Genomic DNA, 18,843 nt, shown 5'->3' with positions numbered 1-18,843 from the left:
GCGAACGGGCGGTTGCCGAGGGCCCGTTCACGGGTGGTACGGCGGGGAGACTGCCGGTGTCCGGGAGCGCCGTCAAGAGACTCTGCAAGTATTTCCGTCTCATTGCGGCAAGATTTTGCGAGCACGGAAGTCCATCCACGGACGACGAGAGTCCACGTACGCCCTCTTGCGGCCCAGTGGTCTCCACCAGCAGGGTCCTGAATCGAGATCACGCATCCGAGTTGCAGAGAGCTGCGGGAGACCCGATGAGTGACGACCAGGGATTCAGCCGACGTTCGGCGCTGCGCACCGCCGGTGCCGCGGGTGCCGGACTCGGCATCGGCGCGCTGGGCACCCCGGCGCAGGCGGCACAGGGCGACACCACCGCCGCCCGGCAGAGCGCGAGCGCCGCGGCACCGCCACGCCGGGGAGGCACCATGATCGGCGTACCGTTCGAGGAGCGCAGCACCATCCGGGTCGGCCTGATCGGCCTGGGCCGGCGCGGCGGGAGCATGATCGACCTGTTCCTGGCACTGGAGGGGGTGCGCGTAGTCGCCTTGTGCGACCCGGTGCGGGAGAAGACCGAACGCGCGGCGAGGAAGGTCACCGACGCCGGACAGCCCGCGCCCGCCCTCTACACCAAGGGGGACCACGATTTCGAGAAGCTGTGCCGGCGCGGCGACCTCGACTTCGTCTATGTCGCCACGCCGTGGGACTGGCACTTCGAGATGGCGAAGGCCTCGCTGAAGGGCGGCAAGCACGTCGGCGTCGAATGCCCCATCGCCCTGGAACTGGAACAGTTGTGGGAGCTGGTCGACCTCTCGGAGCGGACCCGCAGGCACTGCATGCAGTTGGAGAACTGCGTCTACGGCCGCAACGAGATGCGCGTGCTGCGGATGGCGCACGAGGGGCTGTTCGGCGACCTCCTGCACAGCGCCGGCGCGTACCTGCACGACCTGCGCGGACTGGTGTTCGACCCCGACTACTACGAAGGGCCCTGGCGCCGAAAATGGCACACCCGGCTGCGGGGAGACCTGTACCCGAACCACGGCTTCGGCCCCGCGGCCAACTACATGGACATCAACCGCGGCGACCGGGCCATCCGGATCGCGACCTTCGGCTCTCCCTCACTGGGCCTGGCCGCCTACCGCGAGGAACACATGCCGCCCGGCCACGAGAGCTGGAAGGAGACGTACATCGAGAGCGACATGTCGATCAGTCTCGTCCAGACAGCCAAGGGCCGGGTCATCCGCTTGGAGCATGACGTCTCCAACCCGCACCCCTACTCCCGGATCAACGCTCTCGGCGGCACCAAAGGTGTGTTCGAGGACTACCCACCGCGCATCTACCTGGAACCGGACATGTCCGGTGACCAGTGGGGCGACTTCGGGCAGTACGAGAAACACGACCACTGGCTGTGGAAGGAGCACGCCGATCCGCCCGGCGGGCACGGCGGCATGGACTACATCATGCTGTTCCGGTTGACGCAGTGCATGCGGCTGGGGCTGGTGCCCGACTTCGACGTCTACGACGCCGCGACCTGGACGTCGCCGGTGCCGCTCAGCCACGCCTCCATCAAGGCCAAGGGCACGCCGCAGGAGATCCCCGACTTCACCCGCGGGCGCTGGAAGACGAAGCGGCCGGGCGTCGACTCCGAGAAGCCGGAGACCTGAGCGGGGCCGGGGCACGCACCCGGCGCCGCCGCGGGCAGAACCGGATGCGCCAGGACAGCGCCCGGCCCTCGGCTCACTTCCTGAGCGAGGCCCGGTCCCCCATCACCACCACGGGATGCTTGTCCGGGTCCAGTGTGCGCAGCAGCGTCCGCATGCCGGACTTGGACAGGCTCACACACCCCGACGTCCCGCTGCCGTGATCCATGTGCAGCCAGATACTGCCCCCCTTGGCCTTGCCCTGCGGGCGGGTCGGGTCGAGGGGAGAGGTACCGGTGACGCGGTTGTAGTCGATCGCGATCACATGGTCGAAATCGTGCCGGGTCTTCTTCGGCCAGTACGAGGGCGGGGTGAACGCCGAGGTGTGCGTGTAGGGCAGCCTGGCCTCGCTGTCCGGCAGCACGCCCCCCGCGTCCGAGAGCGTGAAGACGCCGACCGGACTGCGTTTGTCACCCTCGTGGTGGTCTGCCGTCCAGCCCTTCTTACCGTTGTGACCGGCCCAGCTGTGCTCCTCGCGCCACTCCTTGCCGTGCCGTGTGTAGAGCCGCACCGTGGCCTGTGCCGCGTCCTCGCCCTTGCCCTCGACGGCCACGACCTGGCGCGCGTCATCGGGGATCCTCGACTGGAGCCGGTCACCCACCCGGGGGATACGGGTAGGGTTCTCGGTCAGTTCGGCCTGCTCCGAGTGCTCGGGCACCTTCGTCCGCTTCGGGCCGCCGGAATCGCGGTCGCTCCCACTGCCCCCGCCGCATCCGGAGAGCAGTACGGTCAACGCGGTGCCCGCCGCGGCGGCCGCCAGGACCCCACGCGTCGCGCCCCGGCCGCGGACCCCGCCGGCCGGCGCACCCCGGGAGAAGTCCTGGGCGGCCTCCGGCCGGACGGTTCCGCCACCTGTACGTCGTGCCCCACGCATGCCCATGCCCTCCATCCTCGCATTGGCCGGAAGTACGCCGCCGTCCGGGAAATCCCGTTGCAGACGCGGCGGCGACCCGGTGGGATCGGCGGACGCCCCGCGGGATCCGTACCGCCTGCCCGCCCGCGGCCTCGCGTCCGTCCCCACCGTGCGGTTTCGAGCCCATTGGAACACCATGCAGATCCGCGACCTGCCCTACGACGACCCCGGCGAACCCGATGTCCGTTCAGGCCTCCGGCTGCTGCTGTGGCTGGGGCGGATGCAGTTGGGCGGCCAGTGCAAGGCGCTGGGCTGGGCTGGGGAGTCGTGCACCTGGCCTCGATCGCCGCCTTCCCCGCCGTCGCCGGAGTGGCGGTGACCGCGGTCGTGGACCGCTCGGGCGGCGACCTGGCACTGGCCGCGCTGGCGATGGCCGTCGTCACGCTCACGGTGACGACAGGAGACACCCTGCTGCACAGGGCCGCCGTCACCAACTGGATCACCGCTGCCGCACGCATCCAGCAGCTCCTGGCGCGCCGCACCGCGGCTCTGGGCGCGACTCTCACCCGCAGGGTCGCCGCGGGCGAGATCGCCGCCGTCTCCACCGGTGACATCGAACGCATCGGATGGTGCGTCGAGGCGGCCTCACGCTTCAGCGCCGCCCTGCTGACGACGCTGGGCGTCTGTGCCGCGCTGGCCGTCTACCAGCCGCAACTGGGTCTGCTGGCATGCGCCGGCATGCTCGCGCTGGCGCTGACCGTGCTGCCGCTGCTGCCGAGGGCCACCAGGCGCGCGGACACACAGCGCGAACACGCCGGGCGCGCCACCGAACTGGCCGCCGACACCGTGGCCGGACTGCGGGTACTGCGTGGCATCGGCGGTGAGGAGCTCTTCCTCACCCGCTACCGGCGGGCCTCGCAGCAGGTGCGGCACGCCGCCGTGCGCACGGCCCGCATGTGGTCGTTCATCGAGGCGGTCCAAGTCGCACTGCCCGGGCTGCTGCTGGTGGCCGTCGTCTGGTACGGCACCCGGCTGGCGCTGGACGGGCGCATCGCGGTGGGCGAACTGGTGACGGTCTACGGTGCGATCAGCTTCCTGCTGGTACCGCTCCAGCTCTTCGGCGAGTTCGCCATGTCGTACTCCTTCTCCCGTCCCTCGGCGGCACGCGCGGCACGGGTGCTGCGACTGCGGCGGCCCGGCGAGGGGCAGCACGCGGGGACCGCACCCCTCACCCGACCGGAAGCGCGGGAGCGGCCCGCCCGCACCGGCTCCGCCGAGGTGCGGACGGGACTGTACGACCCGGCCACCGGGCTGCGCGCCCCGGCGGGTCTGCTGACCGCCGTGGTCTGCGGTGACCCGGACGCGGCAGGGCACCTCGCCGAACGGCTGGGCGGCCACCCCGCCTCCGCCGGTCCCGCGGGGAATGCACCACAGTCCGCCGCCGGGGAGCGAGCCGGCCGGGGGCGGAACCTAAGGCGGGAGAAGGGAGACCCCTCGGTACTGCTGGACGGTTCACCGCTGGACACGATGCCGCTGGCCCGGGCCCGGGCCGCCGTACTGGTGCAGGACAAGGATCCGGTGCTGCTCTCCGGCACACTGGCCGATCTGCTGGACGTGCCCTCCTCCGGCGCGGTGGACGCCGGCCGGGCGCTGCAGGCCGCCCAGTGCGGCGACGTCCTCGCCGCACTGGTGCAGGGCACCCCGGATGCGAAGGGCGATCCCATGCGGGCCAGGATCGCCGAGCGGGGACGCTCGCTCTCGGGAGGACAGCGGCAGCGGCTCGCGCTCGCGCGGTCGCTGCTGACCGATCCGCCGGTACTGGTGCTGGACGAGCCGACCTCGGCTGTCGACTCGCACACCGAGGCGCGCATCGCCCGGGAGCTGGCCGCGCTCAGGTCGGGGCGGACGACTGTGGTCCTCACCTCCAGTCCTCTGCTGCTCGAGACCGCCGACCGGGTGGTCTTCGTACAAGGTGCCAGGGCCGCCGCCGGCACCCACCAGGAGCTCCTCAGCTCCCAGAACGCGTACCGGGCCGTCGTCACCCGGGCACCGCAGCCCGACGCCGTGCGGCCGGCCGGGCCGCGGGCCCAGCACGCGACGACCGAGGGAGCCGAATCCACGTGAGCCGCCAGAGCCACCCGGCGCCAGACGACCGGACGGCGGGTGAGGGACGCCGCGGCCCCCGGTTCGGCGTGCCCGAGCCCGGCTACGACCCGTCGGCTCCGGAAGACGTCACGATCCTTCCCGTCGGCTCCTCAGCGACGGTCCGCACCTATGTACGTGAGCTGCTGCGCCGCCACCGGCGCGCCTTCGTGCTGCTCGTCGGGGTGAACAGCGGCGCCGTCCTCGCCTCGACGGTGGGCCCCTGGCTGCTGGGCGGCATCGTGGACGGGCTCGCAGCCGGCCGGGAGGACCTGCGACTGGGCCGGGTCACCGCCCTGTTCACCCTCGCCCTGCTGGTGCAGACGGTCTTCACCCAGCAGGTGCGGGTGCGCGGAGCGATGCTCGGCGAGGAGATGCTGGCGGACCTGCGCGAGGACTTCCTCGTACGTGCGGTGGGACTGCCGCCCGGCGTGCTGGAGCGGGCCGGAACGGGCGACCTGCTCTCCCGGATCACCACCGACATCGACCGGCTGGCCGACGCCATGCGCAAGGCGGTGCCCCAACTGGCGATCGGCCTGGTGTGGGCCGCGCTGCTGGTGGGGGCGCTGTGCGTCACGGCACCGCCGCTGGCCCTGACCGTGCTGCTCGCGCTGCCGGTGCTGCTGGCGGGCTGCCGCTGGTACTTCCGCCGGGCTCCGCACGCCTACCGGGCGGAGGCTGCGGGCTACGCGGCGGTCGCCGCGGCACTGGCCGAGACGGTGGACGCGGGCAGGACGGTGGAGACGCACCGGCTGGGCCCCCGCCGGGTGGCGCTCTCCGAGCGCCGGGTCGCCGAGTGGACTGCGTGGGAGCGCAGGACCCTGTGGCTGCGCACCGTGCTCTTCCCCGCCGTCAACCTCAGCAACATGCTGATCATGGGGGGTGTGCTGCTGCTGGGCGGCGTCTTCGTACTCCAGGGCTGGATCGGCGTCGGCCGGCTCACCACCGGTGCCCTGCTCGCACAGATGCTGATCGAGCCCGTTGGGCTGATCCTGCGCTGGTACGACGAGCTCCAGGTCGCGCAGGTCTCCCTCGCCCGACTGGTGGGGGTACGGGAGATCGAGGCGGAGGCCGGCGAGGGCCCGGCGCCCGACGGCAAGGACCTCCGCGCCGGCGGAGTGCGGTTCGGATACCTGGCCGATGTCGACGTCCTGCACGGGGTGACGCTGGATGTCGCCGCCGGCAGCCGGGTCGCGCTGGTCGGTCCCTCCGGGGCGGGCAAGTCGACGCTCGGACGGCTGCTGGCCGGGATCTACGGACCGCGCCGCGGCGAGGTCACCCTGGGCGGGGCCGCGTTGAGCGAACTGCCGGCGGAGGAAGTGCGCCGCCATGTGGTGCTGGTCAACCAGGAGCACCACGTCTTCGTGGGTACGCTACGCGACAACCTGCTGCTGGCCCGGCAGGACGCGGACGACGCCGGGCTGTGGGCGGCGCTCGGCGCGGTGGACGCCCGCGGCTGGGCCGAAGCGCTGCCGGACGGGCTGGACAGCACGGTCGGCTCCGGTGGGCCGGCCGTCACCCCGGCGCAGGCCCAGCAGATCGCACTGGCCCGCCTGGTACTGGCCGATCCGCACACGCTCGTCCTCGACGAGGCGACGTCGCTGCTGGACCCGCGTGCTGCCCGGCATCTGGAGCGTTCGCTCGCCCAGGTCCTCGAGGGGCGCACCGTGGTGGCGATCGCGCACCGGCTGCACACCGCGCACGACGCGGATGTCATCGCGGTCGTGGAGGAGGGCCGCATCATCGAACTGGGGAGCCACGACACGCTGGTGGCGGCTGACGGCCCGTACGCCGCCCTGTGGCGCTCCTGGCACGGCTGATCCGCGGCGTATCGGGGCCGCGGCGGGGCTCAGCCTATGAACCCCAGGGCCACCACGCTCCCGGCCCCGCTCAGCACCATGAAGGCGGGCATCAGCACCGCGTTCTCGACCTTGGCTCCGGCCCGGAAGCGCATGAACCGGGGGGTACCCAGCGGATACCACCGCTTGCCCGCTATCGGGATGGGCCACAGTATCGGGCAGCCGGAGATCGTCAGAGCGTCGCCGATGTTGTGCACCATCGCGCCCAGCACGATCGGCAGCCCCATCCACAGGTACTCCTGGCCGTCCCCGGTGAACAGCCAGTCGGCACCGCTGCCGGGCCTCTCCAGCAGGTTGGCCAGGATCCAGGCGCACGCGGCTCCCAGCAGCCACACCAGCACATCGCTGGAGACCCGGGCCATCCGCCACAGCAGGCCCTCGACCGCGAGGACCACGTGGATGAAGAGGATGACCAGCACCGCCCAGCGGCCCCAGACGGCGGCGGCCGCGGAGAAGCCCGCGCCGATGAGGAGCGCCCAGGGCCAGGTGTGGGTGAGGGTACGGTGCCCTCCGGAGCGGCGCCGCTCGCCACCGGAACGGGTGCTGTTGTAGACGGCGGCGGAGAGTTTGTCCACCACTCCGCACAGCAGGCGGGAGAGCGGGCCGAAGGCCCGGGAGATGGTGGCGGACTTCTGGTCGAGGTCGGGCGCCAGTGCCGCCCCGGCGCACAGCAGCGCCCCGATCACGACCACCGGCCAGGGCATCGGATGGTCCAGCAGCGCCGCGGCCGCCCCCACCCCGAGCCAGGCAGCGGCTCCCGACAGCGAGTGCGCCGGTCCCATCATGCGAATCCCCGCCCTGTTCCTCGTATCGCGTCGGCCGCGGCCCACGCGGGGCCCGCCCCGCGCCCGCGCCGCTGCCGTCGGCAGCTGATGCCCGTTCGGCGACACAGCGTAGCGCCAGGTGATCTTCAAGAGCCCACCGGTTCCCTGATCGCCCCGGGCAGCAGGCAGTATGGGGGGCGTGACAGCCACCCTTATCGACCAGATGCCGAGCGACGCCGATCCCGATGCCCTCTTCGAGTCCTTCTCCGGATGGGCGGAGGAGCGGGGCATCTCGCTCTATCCCGCCCAGGAGGAGGCGCTGATCGAGGTGGTCTCGGGGTCGAACGTGATCCTTTCGACCCCGACGGGATCCGGCAAGAGTCTGGTCGCGGCGGGAGCGCACTTCGCCGCGCTCGCCCAGGACAAGGTGACGTTCTACACCGCGCCGATCAAGGCACTGGTCTCGGAGAAGTTCTTCGATCTGTGCAAGCTCTTCGGCACCGAGAACGTCGGGATGCTCACGGGGGACGCGTCCGTCAACGCGGACGCACCCATCATCTGCTGCACCGCCGAGGTACTGGCGTCCATCGCGCTGCGCGACGGGGCGGACGCCGATGTCGGCCAGGTGGTGATGGACGAGTTCCATTTCTACGCGGAGCCGGACCGGGGCTGGGCCTGGCAGATCCCGCTGCTGGAGTTGCCGCAGGCGCAGTTCGTGCTGATGTCGGCCACCCTGGGGGACGTCTCGCGTTTCGAGGAGGACTTGACCCGGCGCACCGGCCGCTCCACGGCCGTGGTGCGCTCCGCGACCCGCCCGGTGCCACTGTCGTACGAATATCGCACCACCGGTCTCACGGAGACGCTGACCGAGCTGCTGGAGACACATCAGGCTCCTGTCTACATCGTGCACTTCACGCAGGCGCAGGCCGTGGAGCGGGCCCAGGCGCTGATGAGCATCAACATGTCGACCCGCGCGGAGAAGGACGAGATCGCGAAGGTCATCGGCAATTTCCGCTTCACGACGACGTTCGGCCGCAACCTCTCCCGCTATGTGCGGCACGGCATCGGAGTGCACCACGCCGGAATGCTGCCGAAGTACCGGCGACTGGTGGAGCGGCTGGCCCAGGCGGGGCTGCTGAAGGTCATCTGCGGCACGGACACCCTCGGCGTCGGCGTCAACGTGCCCATCCGGACCGTCCTGTTCACCGCGCTCACCAAGTACGACGGCAGCCGGGTGCGCACCCTGCGCGCCCGCGAGTTCCACCAGATCGCGGGCCGGGCCGGCCGAGCGGGCTTCGACACCTCGGGCTTCGTCGTCGCGCAGGCACCCGAGTACGTGATCGAGAACGAGAAGGCGCTGGCCAAGGCGGGAGACGACCCGAAGAAGCGCCGGAAGGTGGTCCGCAAGAAGGCCCCGGAGGGCTTCGTGAGCTGGGGCCAACAGACCTTCGAGAAACTGATCGCCTCCGACCCGGAACCGCTGACCTCCCGCTTCCGGGTGACGCACGCCATGCTGCTGTCGGTGATCGCACGTCCCGGTGACGCCTTCGCACAGATGCGGCGGCTGCTGGAGGACAACCACGAGGGCCGCCGGGCCCAGTTGCGGCACATCAGGCGGGCCATCGCCATCTACCGCTCGCTGCTGGACGGCGGCATCGTCGAACAGCTGGAGGAGCCGGACGCCGAGGGCAGGCGGATCCGGCTGACCGTGGACCTCCAGCAGGACTTCGCGCTCAACCAGCCCCTCTCCACCTTCGCGCTCGCCGCCTTCGAGCTGCTGGACCCCGAGTCGCCCTCCTACGCGCTGGACATGGTGTCGGTGGTCGAGTCGACGCTGGACGACCCGCGCCAGATCCTCGCCGCCCAGACGAACAAGGCCAAGGGCGAGGCCGTTGCCGAGATGAAGGCCGACGGGGTCGAGTACGAGGACCGGATGGAGCGGCTGATGGACATCAGCCATCCGCAGCCCCTCGAGGAGCTGCTTTTCCATGCCTACGGCCTCTACCGCAAGTCCCATCCCTGGGTCGGGGACCATCCCCTCTCCCCCAAGTCGGTCATCCGGGACATGTACGAACGCGCGATGACCTTCGGCGAGTTCGTCTCCTTCTACGAGCTGGCACGTACCGAGGGCATCGTGCTGCGCTACCTGGCGAGTTCCTACAAGGCTCTGGAGCACACCGTTCCCGACGACCTGAAGTCGGAGGACTTCCAGGACATCATCGAGTGGCTCGGCGAGATGGTCCGCCAGGTCGACTCCAGCCTGCTGGACGAGTGGGAGCAGCTCGCCAACCCTGAGGACGAGTCGGCGGAGGAGGCCCAGGAACGGGCTGACCAGGTCAAACCGGTCACCGCCAACCCCCGCGCCTTCCGGGTCCTGGTGCGCAACGCGATGTTCCGACGGGTGGAGCTGGCCGCTTTGGACAAGTTCTCCGAGCTGGGTGCCCTCGACGGGGACGCGGGCTGGAGCGAGGACGCGTGGGCCGAGGCGATGGCCGGATACTGGGAGGAGTACGACGAACTCGGCACCGGACCGGACGCCCGCGGTCCGCGGCTGCTGCGGATCGAGGAGGCTCCGGAGGACCGGCTGTGGCGCGTCCGGCAGGTGTTCGCCGACCCGCGCGGCGATCATGACTGGGGTATCTCCGCCGAGGTGGACCTCGTCGCCTCGGACGAGGAGGGCCGCGCGGTCATCGAGGTGACCGGCGTCGGCCCCATGTGAGCACGGCACCGCGCGTGCCGACCGCCCTGGACGCGAGAGAGGAACGCACGAGATGACCGGGCCCAGCCCTGCCGAACACCTTGTCGACCTGCTGAACCTGGAAGAGATCGACCTCAACATCTTCCGGGGCCGGAGCCCCAGGGAGTCCCTCCAGCGGGTCTTCGGCGGCCAGGTCGCCGGGCAGGCTCTGGTGGCGGCGGGCCGCACCGTGGACCAGGAACGCCCGGTGCACTCGCTGCACGCGTACTTCCTGCGGCCCGGGATTCCCGGGGTGCCGATCGTGTACCAGGTGGAGCGGGTCCGGGACGGGCGCTCGTTCACCACCCGCCGGGTGATCGCCGTCCAGCGGGGCCGCACCATTTTCAACCTCACCGCCTCCTTTCATGTGAGAGAACCCGGCTTCGAGCACCAGATGCCGATGCCCGGGGTGCCGGAACCCGAAAGCCTGCCGCGGCTCGCCGACGAGGTGCGCCGGCGGCTGGGCTCCTTGCCCGAGCCGCTGGAGCGGATGGCGCGCCGGCAGGCTTTCGACCTGCGCTACGTGGACCGGCTCCGGTGGAGCACCGAGGAGCTGGCAGGGGTCGAGCCGCGCAGCGCGGTGTGGATGCGGGCGATGGGCTCGCTCGGCGACGACCCGCTCGTCCACACCTGCGCGCTCACCTACGCCAGCGACATGACCCTCCTGGACGCGGTACGGCTGCCCATCGAACCTCTGTGGGGTCCGCGCAACTTCGACACCGCCTCGCTGGATCACGCCATGTGGTTCCACCGCCCGTTCCGGGCCGACGAATGGTTCCTCTACCAGCAGGAGTCCCCCATCGCCACAGGTGCGCGCGGTCTGGCCCGGGGCCAGATCTTCGACCGGCAGGGCAACCTGATCGTTTCGGTGATGCAGGAGGGCCTGTTCCGCCCGCACAGCCCGGAACCGCAGACCTCGTCCAGCGGGGAAGCCCGAGGAGAGACGCCCTCGCCCTGAGCACGCGCTCCTGCGCCCCGGTACGCGGGTCGGACGGGCCGCCGCACGGCCGGTTCATCCGGCGGCCCGCACCCGGGGCCCCGGCCTGCGGCGGCGCAGCAGGGACCACCGGCGCCGCGTGCCGGAAGCGGCGGGCGGTCCCGCGACGGGACGCGCGGTCCCGGGATGGGGCCGCACCTCTCCGGCGGCGTCCGAGGGACCGCTGCGGCCCTCCGCAGCTCCGGAACCCGGCTCGCGGGCGCCGTGGGCCGCGCACGCCGCTGCGGGAGCCTCTGCGGCCCTGGCGGTCTCCAGGTCGGCGTCCAGCAGGAAGCGGTACCAGCGGATCTCCTCGGCACCGTCGGCCAGGCAGACGTCCTCCAGGACGTCCCGCGTGGCCTCGGCGGCGCTGCGGACCTCCAGGAAGCCGGACCGCAGCGCCCTGAGCCTGGCACGTTCACCCGAGTCGGGCACGGCTTCGGCGAGCGCCGCATCGTCCAGCACGCTCGCCCGGGCAGCGGCCCGCTCCCAGTGGCCGGCGGCATGCCGGGTGAGCTGGCCCACCCGGCGTCCCCGCCAGCGCCGGGCGCGGTGGTCGGTTCCGGCCTCCAGCCCCGCCCGCAGTCCGGCGGGAAGACGACCGGAGAGCAGCCGGGGGTTGTTCTCCGCGAAGTCCCGGAGTTCCTCGGCGAGATAGAGCCAGACGACGGTGCGGTACCGGTTCACATAGAAGCCGACCGGCCCGAAGCAGCCCGCCCTGGCAAGCCGTGCGCACCGGGAGGGGCTGATGTCCAGCAGTGCGGATGCCTCCCCTGCGTCCATCACGCGCAGCCGCTCGCGCAGCGCCCCGGGGAATCCCGGAGCGGCCTTGATCCGCTCCACTTCCGCCCGGGGCACCCGGCGCGCCCGACCCGCCGGTCCCGGCACGGTACGCACCTCTTCGATCTGCACCGCCAGCTCGAACTCCCTGGGGCGCAGCCCCAGTTCCCGCGCGGCCGTGCGCAGGCCCACGTCGGCCGTCTCCCGGAGCGGAGCCGGCGTGCGGTGTTCCATGGGCTGATGTCGCATACGGTCATCCCCCGTCGCTCGTCCCTCACCTTGCGTGACAACGACGGTAGCCCCAGGCGCGGAACACCGCTCGGCCTGTGGAAAACTCTAGGGACCCGCAGGTCGGTCGCCGTTCCGGGCGGCCAGCCCGAGGTGCTCGCCGACACGGTTGACCAGCAGCGTCATCTCGTAGGCGACCTGCCCGATGTCCGCTTCCGCCTCCGCCAGCACACACAGGCAACTGCCGTCCCCCGCGGCCATCACGAAGAACACTCCCTCGTCGAACTCGATCATTGTCTGGCGCACCCGTCCGGCCTTGAAGTGCTGCCCGGATCCCTTGGCCAGGCTGTGCAGTCCGGACGAGACCGCGGCCAGATGTTCCGCGTCCTCGCGCTCGAGGTCGTGGCTGCTCCCCGTCACGAGCCCGTCGTTGGAGAGGACCAACGCGTGCCGGACCGACGAGATCCGCTTCGTGAGGTCGTCCAGCAACCAGTCGAGTCCCGTGTTCAGTGCCACGACGCGCCCCCTTTTCCTCGGCATCTGCCGTGCCACCCTTACCCACGAGAGCACAGTCAGCAACCATGAGGTGGTCATCTGTTGCGCACAGTCACTCCCCTGTCGCAACTGTCACAGAGGTAACGACGGACCGAGTCCGAATCAGCTTTGCCGAAGTCGGCGCCGGGCGGGGAGGATAGGAGGATGGCAGAGCACCTGGCAGACGATCGGGAGGCGGTCCGGGCGTTCTTCGGGGAGCGCGCCGCCCGTTGGGACACACGTTTTCCCGACGACGGACCCGCCTACACCGCGGCCGTGGCCGAGATCGGGCTGCGGCCCGGCGACGCCGTACTCGACGCGGGATGCGGGACCGGACGGGCGCTGCCCGCGCTGCGCGACGCGGTGGGTCCGCGGGGAACGGTACTGGGCGCCGACCTCACCCCGGAGATGCTGGAAGAGGTGGTGCGGGCGGGCCGGGGCGACACGGCCCTGCTCTTCCTCACCGACGTCGCCCGGCTCCCCTTGCGAGGGGCTTGCCTGGACGCGGTGTTCGGCGCCGGGCTCATCTCCCACCTCCCCCGCCCGCAGAGCGGTCTGCGCGAACTGGCGCGCGTCGTTCGCCCGCGCGGGCGGCTCGCCCTCTTCCACCCGGTGGGCCGCGCCGCACTGGCGGCCCGCCGCGGCCGGCAGCTCACGCCGGACGACATCCGGGCCGAGCCGCAACTGCGGACGCTGCTCGACGCCACCGGCTGGCGGCTGGTGTCCTTCGCCGACGAGGACGACGGTTACCTGGCGCTGGCGGAGCGGCAGCCCGGTTGACGCCCCGACGGCGGGGCCAGCGCCGAAACCGGAACCGGAACCGGAACCGGGCAACCGTAGCGGCATCCCGGCGGACCGGCGCCGAGGCAACGAGCCGGGCGCCGCGCTCAGGCGTGCCGGTCACGCGGCTCCTCCGCCGCCCGCGGCACGGGGCACGAACCGACCGGGCCGCCTCGGGCGGGAAAGACCCCCATTTCAGCGATACGGAAGCCGTTCGGATAGCCGGGGTATCCCCTGATCTCCGGGTTCTGCCTGGCATAGTGCGGCCGCCGGCGCGGCGGCATCAGCCGCACCGCCCGGCTGCGGAGCCGCAGCGCTCCCCGGGTCAGTCTGCGGGCGAGTACGCCCGGCTCGGGGTAGCGGAACGCCCGCAGCAGCGCATCGTCGAGCAGCGCCAGACTCGCACCGCGTACCACCGGTGCGAGCGGGCGCGGATACCAGGACGACATCAGTTCCAGGGTGGCGTCGGAGACCTTCCGCGCTCCCTCGTCCCAGCCGAAGTGCTCCGCCTCGTAGCGGTCGAGGAAGCGCTCGAACTCGGCGTAGCTGCCGGGAATCCCCTTGATGCCCATGCGCCGCCCGAGGGTGCGGTAGTAGGCGCTCACGGCGCGCAGCTCGTGCTCGGTGAGCCGACGCCAGCCGAACGCGTCGAGCCAGCGCTTGGGCATGACGACGAAGGTGCACAGCACGTAGCGCATGTCGTCGTCGCCGATGTCATAAGCATGATGCATCTGGTTGATCCGGCGCACCGCGGTGCGCCCCTGCACACTGTCGAAGCCGTGCTCGACAACCGCGTCCAGCAGGAGCGCCGTGTCGTCGTAGCGCTTCTGCGAGCGGTCGGTCAGCTCCGCGGTGGCGGCCAGGAGCGCGCCGATGCTCGGTACGGCGTACGTGCGGTACAGGGCGAGTTCGAGGGCCCGGGTGAAGTCCCAGGGGAACTCGTATGCCGCGATCAGGCGGTAGATCTCATGCGCGTCCTGCTCCGGGTCGAGCCGGAGGATGTGGCTGAGCCGTTCGTAGCGGCGCACGCGGAGTGCTCCTCTCCCTCGGATCCTGGCGTCGGTCACGGAGGTGTTTCGGCTGCCGCTCGTGGACACGTTCCATCTGTCGCCTCCGGACTCCGGGGGCTATCGTCACCGAGATCCACCAGGAACGGGAGGTCATCGGTGGCTGCGGAAGAGGAAGATTCGCTCTATGTGCTGACTGCCGTGCTGCTGACGCCCGCACAGTTCCCCAGTGTGCTTGCCGACGACTACCCCGCCGCCTGCGCCGCGCTGGGCCTGGAGCCCTATGCCGAGGGATACGGACTCGTGCTGGGACAGGACGGGGCCGGTGCGCGCTGGACCGTGGTGACGGAGGAGGTGCCCCAGGTGGCGTGTGCCATCGCGGCCTGGGACTGCGGTATGGAGGCGGATCTGTCCCCGGACGAGAGGGACATCGTCGCGGTGCTGCCCGGGTGGCCGCTGGCACTCGCGGTCTCCGCACCCGGTCTGCCCGAGCCGCACGATCCGGCCCTGGAGGGGGAGCTGGCGGACGCCGGGCCCCTGCTCGCGCCACCGGACACTTCCGGCTGGGGACCGGCGCAGCGGCGACTGGGCGCGGACGAGATAGCGCTCCAGTGGGCGCAGTGGCGGGCGCAGGTCGACGACGAGGTGGAGTTCGTGGAATCGGGCAGCGAGCCCGCCGCACCGGTGCGGCGGGTCCTGGAGGAGGTGCGGGCCTATCTGGCGGCGCCCCCGCCGCCCGGGCGGATACGGTCCGCGTTCGCCTCGGGCGAGTCCCGCACCCTGCGGGCGGACGGCCCCGGCTGGAGCGTGGTGGCACGCACCGACGACATCGCGTTCGTGCTGCTGGACGAAGCGCCTGGAGAGGTCCTCCCGGTCGGCCGCGGCCGCGAACTGCCCGAGCTTCTCACGGCCCTGGACGGCATCGCGCTGCGCCCGGTCGCGTGACGGCTCGGCACCGCGCGGCCACCGCACCCGGCCACATCCTCCGGCGCAGCGGCGCCGGGGCGGCCGGCGCCAGGGGCATGCTCCGCCCCGGCGAAGACTGCGCACGGTACGCCGCGGGCCGAGCGGCAGTCAGCGGTCCAGCTCCTTGCGGCTGACTCTGCGCAGCCTCCTGCGCTGCGACGGATCCAGCGCCAGGTAGGCGACCGCGGGGACGCCCACGATCACCAGCAGCGCGATCCAGAACGACGTCAGCCACCACAGCAGCAGCCCGACGGCCACCCCTCCGATGGCGATCTTCGCTCGGTTGGTCATCTCCGTACCTCCTGCGCACCCGCGGCGTGCCCTCTGTCGTCCAGTCCGGCAGCTCCGCCTCTCCTTCCATTGAACGCCATCCGGGCACGGCGGGTTCCCTCCCCGCGCGGGCGGGACCACCGCGTGCCGCGGGGATTCGCCGGTACGCGGCGTCCGGCCCCGGCGTGCTGTACTCTCGGCCGCTCCGCTCACTAATCAAATTTGAGGAATGCATCAGCACTGTGGCAGCGCCCCTGGCAAACACCCCTCGGATGTCCCAGCTCACCGACTGCGTGGCCGTCTTCCTGCCCGCGGACCCGCCACGCCGGTCCCGTGTCGCCTTCCGGCTCCCCGAAGGGGCCGTGCAGCAACCCGCCGCGCGCGACACGGCGCCGTCCCACACCCGCGGAGCCGACTGCGGCCCTGACGCCGATCCCCTCGAAGTGACAGTTGCCGTTCCGGTCGGCGGCAGCGCGGAGACCCGCACGGTGCCGGCTCTCACACTTCCTGTGGCGACGGCCCTGCCCGTACTCATCAGAGCCCGTGCCGCGCACCAGGAGGGCGGGGCGGGACCGACCACGGCATTCTGGGGTGCCGCCGCGCTGTTCGCCCTCCGGCTGACCGCCGAGGGGCGGCTGCGGCCGCGAGTGACGCCGGCCGGCTACGACGCCTGGGGCCTGGGCCCGCTCACCGGTGCGGAACGCACCGCGCTGGAGGAGCTTGCCGCCGCGATGCCTCCGGACGCCCACGCCGTGCCGCTGCCCGGAGGCGGCCCGCTGCGTATCCCGGAGCCCGGTGCGCTGCTGCCGGCGTTCCTGGACGCGGTCGCGGACGGGCTGCCACGCACCCCTGCCGCAGCGGTCGCGGCAGGAGCGGCCGCGTTCGCCGGTGACGGGCTCGTCGCGGTGCCTCAGCTGCGGCAGTGGGCAGCGGAGGTGGCTGCCGGCGCCGACGGAGGGCTGGGCCTGTCGCTGCGGATCGAGATCGAGAGACCGCATGTGGCCGGCGAGGAGGCGGAACGGAGCGGAGTACTCGCCGAGGAGCAGGGTGGCCCCGTCTTCCGAGGAGTGCTGCAACTGCACGCGCCTGCCGACCCTGCGCTGGTCGCCGACGCCGCGGCGGTGTGGGCGGGCACCGCGCCCGTGACGGAACGATTCGGCCCGCAGGCGCGCACGGACGCGCTCCTCGCGCTGCGGCGCGCGGCCGCCGCCTGGGAACCCCTCACCCCGCTGCTGTCGGCGGCGGTGCCCGACTCGCTCGAACTCACCGACGAGGAGGTGGCCGAGCTGCTGGGCACCTCGGTTCCGCGTGCCCTGGCCGCCGTCGGCATCCAGGTGCACTGGCCCCGGGAGTTCGCCCGGTCGCTCACCTCCCGCGCCGTGATCGGCCCGGACGGCGGAAGCGATCCCTCCGGAGCCGGGGGGCTGGATCCGCACCGCCGGGGGCTGCCCGCACCACAGGATCCCGGCGCGCTGCTGCGCTTCGACTGGCGCTTCGCCATCGGCGACCAGGAGGTGACCCGCGCCGAACTCGACCGATTGGCCGAGGCGGGACGCCCGTTGGTGCGACTGCGCGACCAGTGGGTGCTCGTCTCGCCGCGGGAGATCGCAGCCGCGCGGCAGCGCGAGGACCGCAGGGTGGGCACGCTGGAGGCACTCGACGCCGTACTGACCCGAGCAGCCGACACCGGAGCAGCCGGCCAGGAGGCAGCACGCGTCGAGGTCGAGGCCACCGGATGGCTGGAGACGCTGCGGGAGCGGCTGTCGGATCCGGAGCGGCGCGAGGAGCCTCCGCTGCCCGCACCCGCCGGGCTGAAGGCGACGCTGCGCGACTACCAGTCACGCGGACTGGACTGGCTGCACCGGATGACCTCGCTCGGTCTCGGCGGCTGCCTCGCCGACGACATGGGGCTGGGCAAGACGCTCACCCTGATCGCCCTCCACCTGCGCCGGCAGCACGTCGAGGGCTGCGGCCGACCGACCCTGGTGGTGTGCCCCGCGTCCCTGGTGGGCAACTGGCAGCGGGAGATCGAGCGCTTCGCGCCGGACTCCCCGGTTCGCCGCTACCACGGCCCGAACCGCTCACTGGAGGGGCTGTGCGAGGGCGAGTTCGTGCTGACGACCTACGGCACGATGCGACTGGACTCCGATCGCCTGGTCCCCGGCGACGGCGGGCTCTGGGGCATGGTCGTCGCGGACGAGGCCCAGCACGTCAAGAATCCGTTCGCGGCCACGGCCAAGGCCCTGCGCACGATTCCGGCACGGGCGCGGGTGGCGCTGACGGGAACACCGGTGGAGAACAACCTCTCCGAGCTGTGGGCGGTGCTGGACTGGACCACTCCGGGACTCCTGGGCCGCCTCGGTACGTTCCGCAGACGCTACGCGGACGCGGCCGAGGACGGCGACCCGGTGGCCGCGGAGCGGCTGGCATGGCTCGTGCGGCCGTTCCTGCTGCGGCGGCGCAAGACGGATCCGGGCGTCGCGCCCGAACTCCCACCGAAGACCGAGACGGACCGGGCGGTCGCCCTGACGCCCGAACAGGCAGGACTGTACGAGGCCGTGGTGCGCGAGAGTCTGGAAGCGCTGGAAGGGACAGAGGGGTTCGAACGGCGCGGCTTGGTGGTCGAACTGCTCACCTCGCTCAAGCAGATCTGCAACCACCCCGCTCAATACCTCGGGGAGCACGGCAGCCGGCTGCCCGGTCGCTCAGGAAAGCTGGAACTGCTGGACGAACTGCTCGACGTCCTGCTGGCGGAGGGAGCCTCCATTCTCGTCTTCACACAGTACGTGCAGATGGCCCGGCTGCTCGAACGTCATCTCGCCTCCCGGCGTGTACCCACCCAGTGCCTGCACGGGGGCACCCCGCTGCCCCGGCGTGACGAGATGGTGCGCCGCTTCCAGGAAGGGGCCGCACCGGTGTTCCTGCTCTCCCTCAAGGCCGCCGGGACCGGTCTGAACCTCACACGCGCGAGCCATGTCATCCACTACGACCGCTGGTGGAACCCGGCGGTCGAGGCCCAGGCGACCGACCGGGCCCACCGCATCGGCCAGACCCGGCCCGTTCAGGTGCACCGTCTGGTCACGGAGGGAACCGTCGAGGACCGGATCGCCGACATGCTGCGGCGCAAACAGGCACTGGCGGACTCGGTGCTCGGCACCCGCGGGGAGCCGGCGCTGGCCGAACTCACGGACCTCGAACTGGCCGAACTCGTCGAACTGCGCAAGGTGGAGCGTTGAGCGGCGGAGACGAGCAGGGGGAC

13 protein-coding genes and 1 pseudogene are annotated in these 18,843 nt (G+C 71.8%); 8 read left to right on the top strand and 6 right to left on the bottom strand.

The genetic code is table 11. From position 1 onward, the window contains the following. Positions 1-245: 245 nt before the first annotated feature. A complete protein-coding gene (locus tag ACFYMO_RS22115; RefSeq protein ID WP_388548325.1) occupies positions 246-1,652 on the top strand; it encodes a Gfo/Idh/MocA family protein in 1,407 nt (468 codons plus the stop codon). Between the two features lie 73 nt (positions 1,653-1,725). Here ACFYMO_RS22115 and ACFYMO_RS22110 read toward each other — a convergent pair whose 3' ends face one another. Further along, positions 1,726-2,568, bottom strand: a complete 843-nt coding sequence (locus ACFYMO_RS22110; RefSeq protein ID WP_366772130.1) for a L,D-transpeptidase family protein — start codon at positions 2,566-2,568, stop codon at positions 1,726-1,728. A 169-nt stretch (positions 2,569-2,737) separates the two neighbouring features. On the opposite strand from ACFYMO_RS22110, the pseudogene ACFYMO_RS22105 reads away from it, so the two are divergent. Both ACFYMO_RS22105 and ACFYMO_RS22100 read left to right on the top strand, forming a co-directional pair. Continuing rightward, a pseudogene (locus tag ACFYMO_RS22105) lies at positions 2,738-4,665 on the top strand (ABC transporter transmembrane domain-containing protein). A 68-nt stretch (positions 4,666-4,733) separates the two neighbouring features. Then, the gene (locus ACFYMO_RS22100; RefSeq protein ID WP_366772166.1) at positions 4,734-6,503 is read left to right on the top strand and encodes an ABC transporter ATP-binding protein; all 1,770 of its coding nucleotides are present in this window, start codon (positions 4,734-4,736) and stop codon (positions 6,501-6,503) included. 29 nt (positions 6,504-6,532) lie between these two features. On the opposite strand, the gene ACFYMO_RS22095 is transcribed toward ACFYMO_RS22100, so the two are convergent. Beyond that, a complete protein-coding gene (locus ACFYMO_RS22095) occupies positions 6,533-7,327 on the bottom strand; it encodes a metal-dependent hydrolase (protein ID WP_366772128.1) in 795 nt (264 codons plus the stop codon). A gap of 169 nt (positions 7,328-7,496) precedes the next feature. On the opposite strand from ACFYMO_RS22095, the gene ACFYMO_RS22090 reads away from it, so the two are divergent. Then, positions 7,497-10,025, top strand: a complete 2,529-nt coding sequence (locus ACFYMO_RS22090) for a DUF3516 domain-containing protein (RefSeq protein ID WP_366772127.1) — start codon at positions 7,497-7,499, stop codon at positions 10,023-10,025. A 52-nt stretch (positions 10,026-10,077) separates the two neighbouring features. Continuing rightward, positions 10,078-11,001, top strand: a complete 924-nt coding sequence (gene tesB / locus ACFYMO_RS22085) for an acyl-CoA thioesterase II (protein ID WP_366772126.1) — start codon at positions 10,078-10,080, stop codon at positions 10,999-11,001. A 54-nt stretch (positions 11,002-11,055) separates the two neighbouring features. Here tesB and ACFYMO_RS22080 read toward each other — a convergent pair whose 3' ends face one another. Together ACFYMO_RS22080 and ACFYMO_RS22075 are read right to left on the bottom strand one after the other, a co-directional pair. Beyond that, complete coding sequence (locus ACFYMO_RS22080) at positions 11,056-12,048, bottom strand: DUF6397 family protein (RefSeq protein WP_366772125.1); 993 nt, start codon at positions 12,046-12,048, stop codon at positions 11,056-11,058. A gap of 87 nt (positions 12,049-12,135) precedes the next feature. After that, positions 12,136-12,543: a roadblock/LC7 domain-containing protein gene (locus tag ACFYMO_RS22075; RefSeq protein WP_019359103.1), complete on the bottom strand. Its 408-nt coding sequence runs from the start codon at positions 12,541-12,543 to the stop codon at positions 12,136-12,138. Positions 12,544-12,726: 183 nt separating this feature from the next. On the opposite strand from ACFYMO_RS22075, the gene ACFYMO_RS22070 reads away from it, so the two are divergent. Then, positions 12,727-13,341, top strand: coding sequence for a methyltransferase domain-containing protein (locus tag ACFYMO_RS22070; protein ID WP_366772124.1), 615 nt, complete (start codon positions 12,727-12,729; stop codon positions 13,339-13,341). A 107-nt stretch (positions 13,342-13,448) separates the two neighbouring features. Here the strand turns inward: ACFYMO_RS22070 and ACFYMO_RS22065 are convergent, their stop codons facing one another. Then, complete coding sequence (locus ACFYMO_RS22065; protein ID WP_366772123.1) at positions 13,449-14,369, bottom strand: oxygenase MpaB family protein; 921 nt, start codon at positions 14,367-14,369, stop codon at positions 13,449-13,451. Between the two features lie 138 nt (positions 14,370-14,507). Here ACFYMO_RS22065 and ACFYMO_RS22060 point away from each other — a divergent pair, with 138 nt between their 5' ends. Next, complete coding sequence (locus ACFYMO_RS22060; RefSeq protein WP_366772122.1) at positions 14,508-15,293, top strand: hypothetical protein; 786 nt, start codon at positions 14,508-14,510, stop codon at positions 15,291-15,293. 129 nt (positions 15,294-15,422) lie between these two features. Here ACFYMO_RS22060 and ACFYMO_RS22055 read toward each other — a convergent pair whose 3' ends face one another. Then, positions 15,423-15,605, bottom strand: a complete 183-nt coding sequence (locus ACFYMO_RS22055) for a hypothetical protein (RefSeq protein WP_075001091.1) — start codon at positions 15,603-15,605, stop codon at positions 15,423-15,425. A gap of 251 nt (positions 15,606-15,856) precedes the next feature. Between ACFYMO_RS22055 and ACFYMO_RS22050 the strand changes: the two genes are divergently transcribed. After that, positions 15,857-18,820, top strand: a complete 2,964-nt coding sequence (locus ACFYMO_RS22050) for a DEAD/DEAH box helicase (RefSeq protein ID WP_388548316.1) — start codon at positions 15,857-15,859, stop codon at positions 18,818-18,820. Positions 18,821-18,843: the final 23 nt, after the last annotated feature.

Source organism: Streptomyces sp. NPDC007025 (assembly GCF_042869455.1).
GTDB lineage: Bacteria > Actinomycetota > Actinomycetes > Streptomycetales > Streptomycetaceae > Streptomyces.
The sequence above is the reverse complement of the archived record's forward strand: the minus strand, read 5'-3'. Positions and strand labels throughout refer to the sequence as shown.

Bases quoted from the DNA above. Each gene is read 5' to 3' on its own strand.
- ACFYMO_RS22115 (WP_388548325.1), top strand. From the start codon at position 246: ATGAGTGACGACCAGGGATTCAGCCGACGTTCGGCGCTGCGCACCGCC.
- ACFYMO_RS22110 (WP_366772130.1), bottom strand. From the start codon at position 2,568: ATGGGCATGCGTGGGGCACGACGTACAGGTGGCGGAACCGTCCGGCCG.
- ACFYMO_RS22095 (WP_366772128.1), bottom strand. From the start codon at position 7,327: ATGATGGGACCGGCGCACTCGCTGTCGGGAGCCGCTGCCTGGCTCGGG.
- ACFYMO_RS22090 (WP_366772127.1), top strand. From the start codon at position 7,497: ATGGGGGGCGTGACAGCCACCCTTATCGACCAGATGCCGAGCGACGCC.
- tesB (WP_366772126.1), top strand. From the start codon at position 10,078: ATGACCGGGCCCAGCCCTGCCGAACACCTTGTCGACCTGCTGAACCTG.
- ACFYMO_RS22080 (WP_366772125.1), bottom strand. From the start codon at position 12,048: ATGCGACATCAGCCCATGGAACACCGCACGCCGGCTCCGCTCCGGGAG.
- ACFYMO_RS22070 (WP_366772124.1), top strand. From the start codon at position 12,727: ATGGCAGAGCACCTGGCAGACGATCGGGAGGCGGTCCGGGCGTTCTTC.
- ACFYMO_RS22055 (WP_075001091.1), bottom strand. From the start codon at position 15,605: ATGACCAACCGAGCGAAGATCGCCATCGGAGGGGTGGCCGTCGGGCTG.
- ACFYMO_RS22050 (WP_388548316.1), top strand. From the start codon at position 15,857: ATGTCCCAGCTCACCGACTGCGTGGCCGTCTTCCTGCCCGCGGACCCG.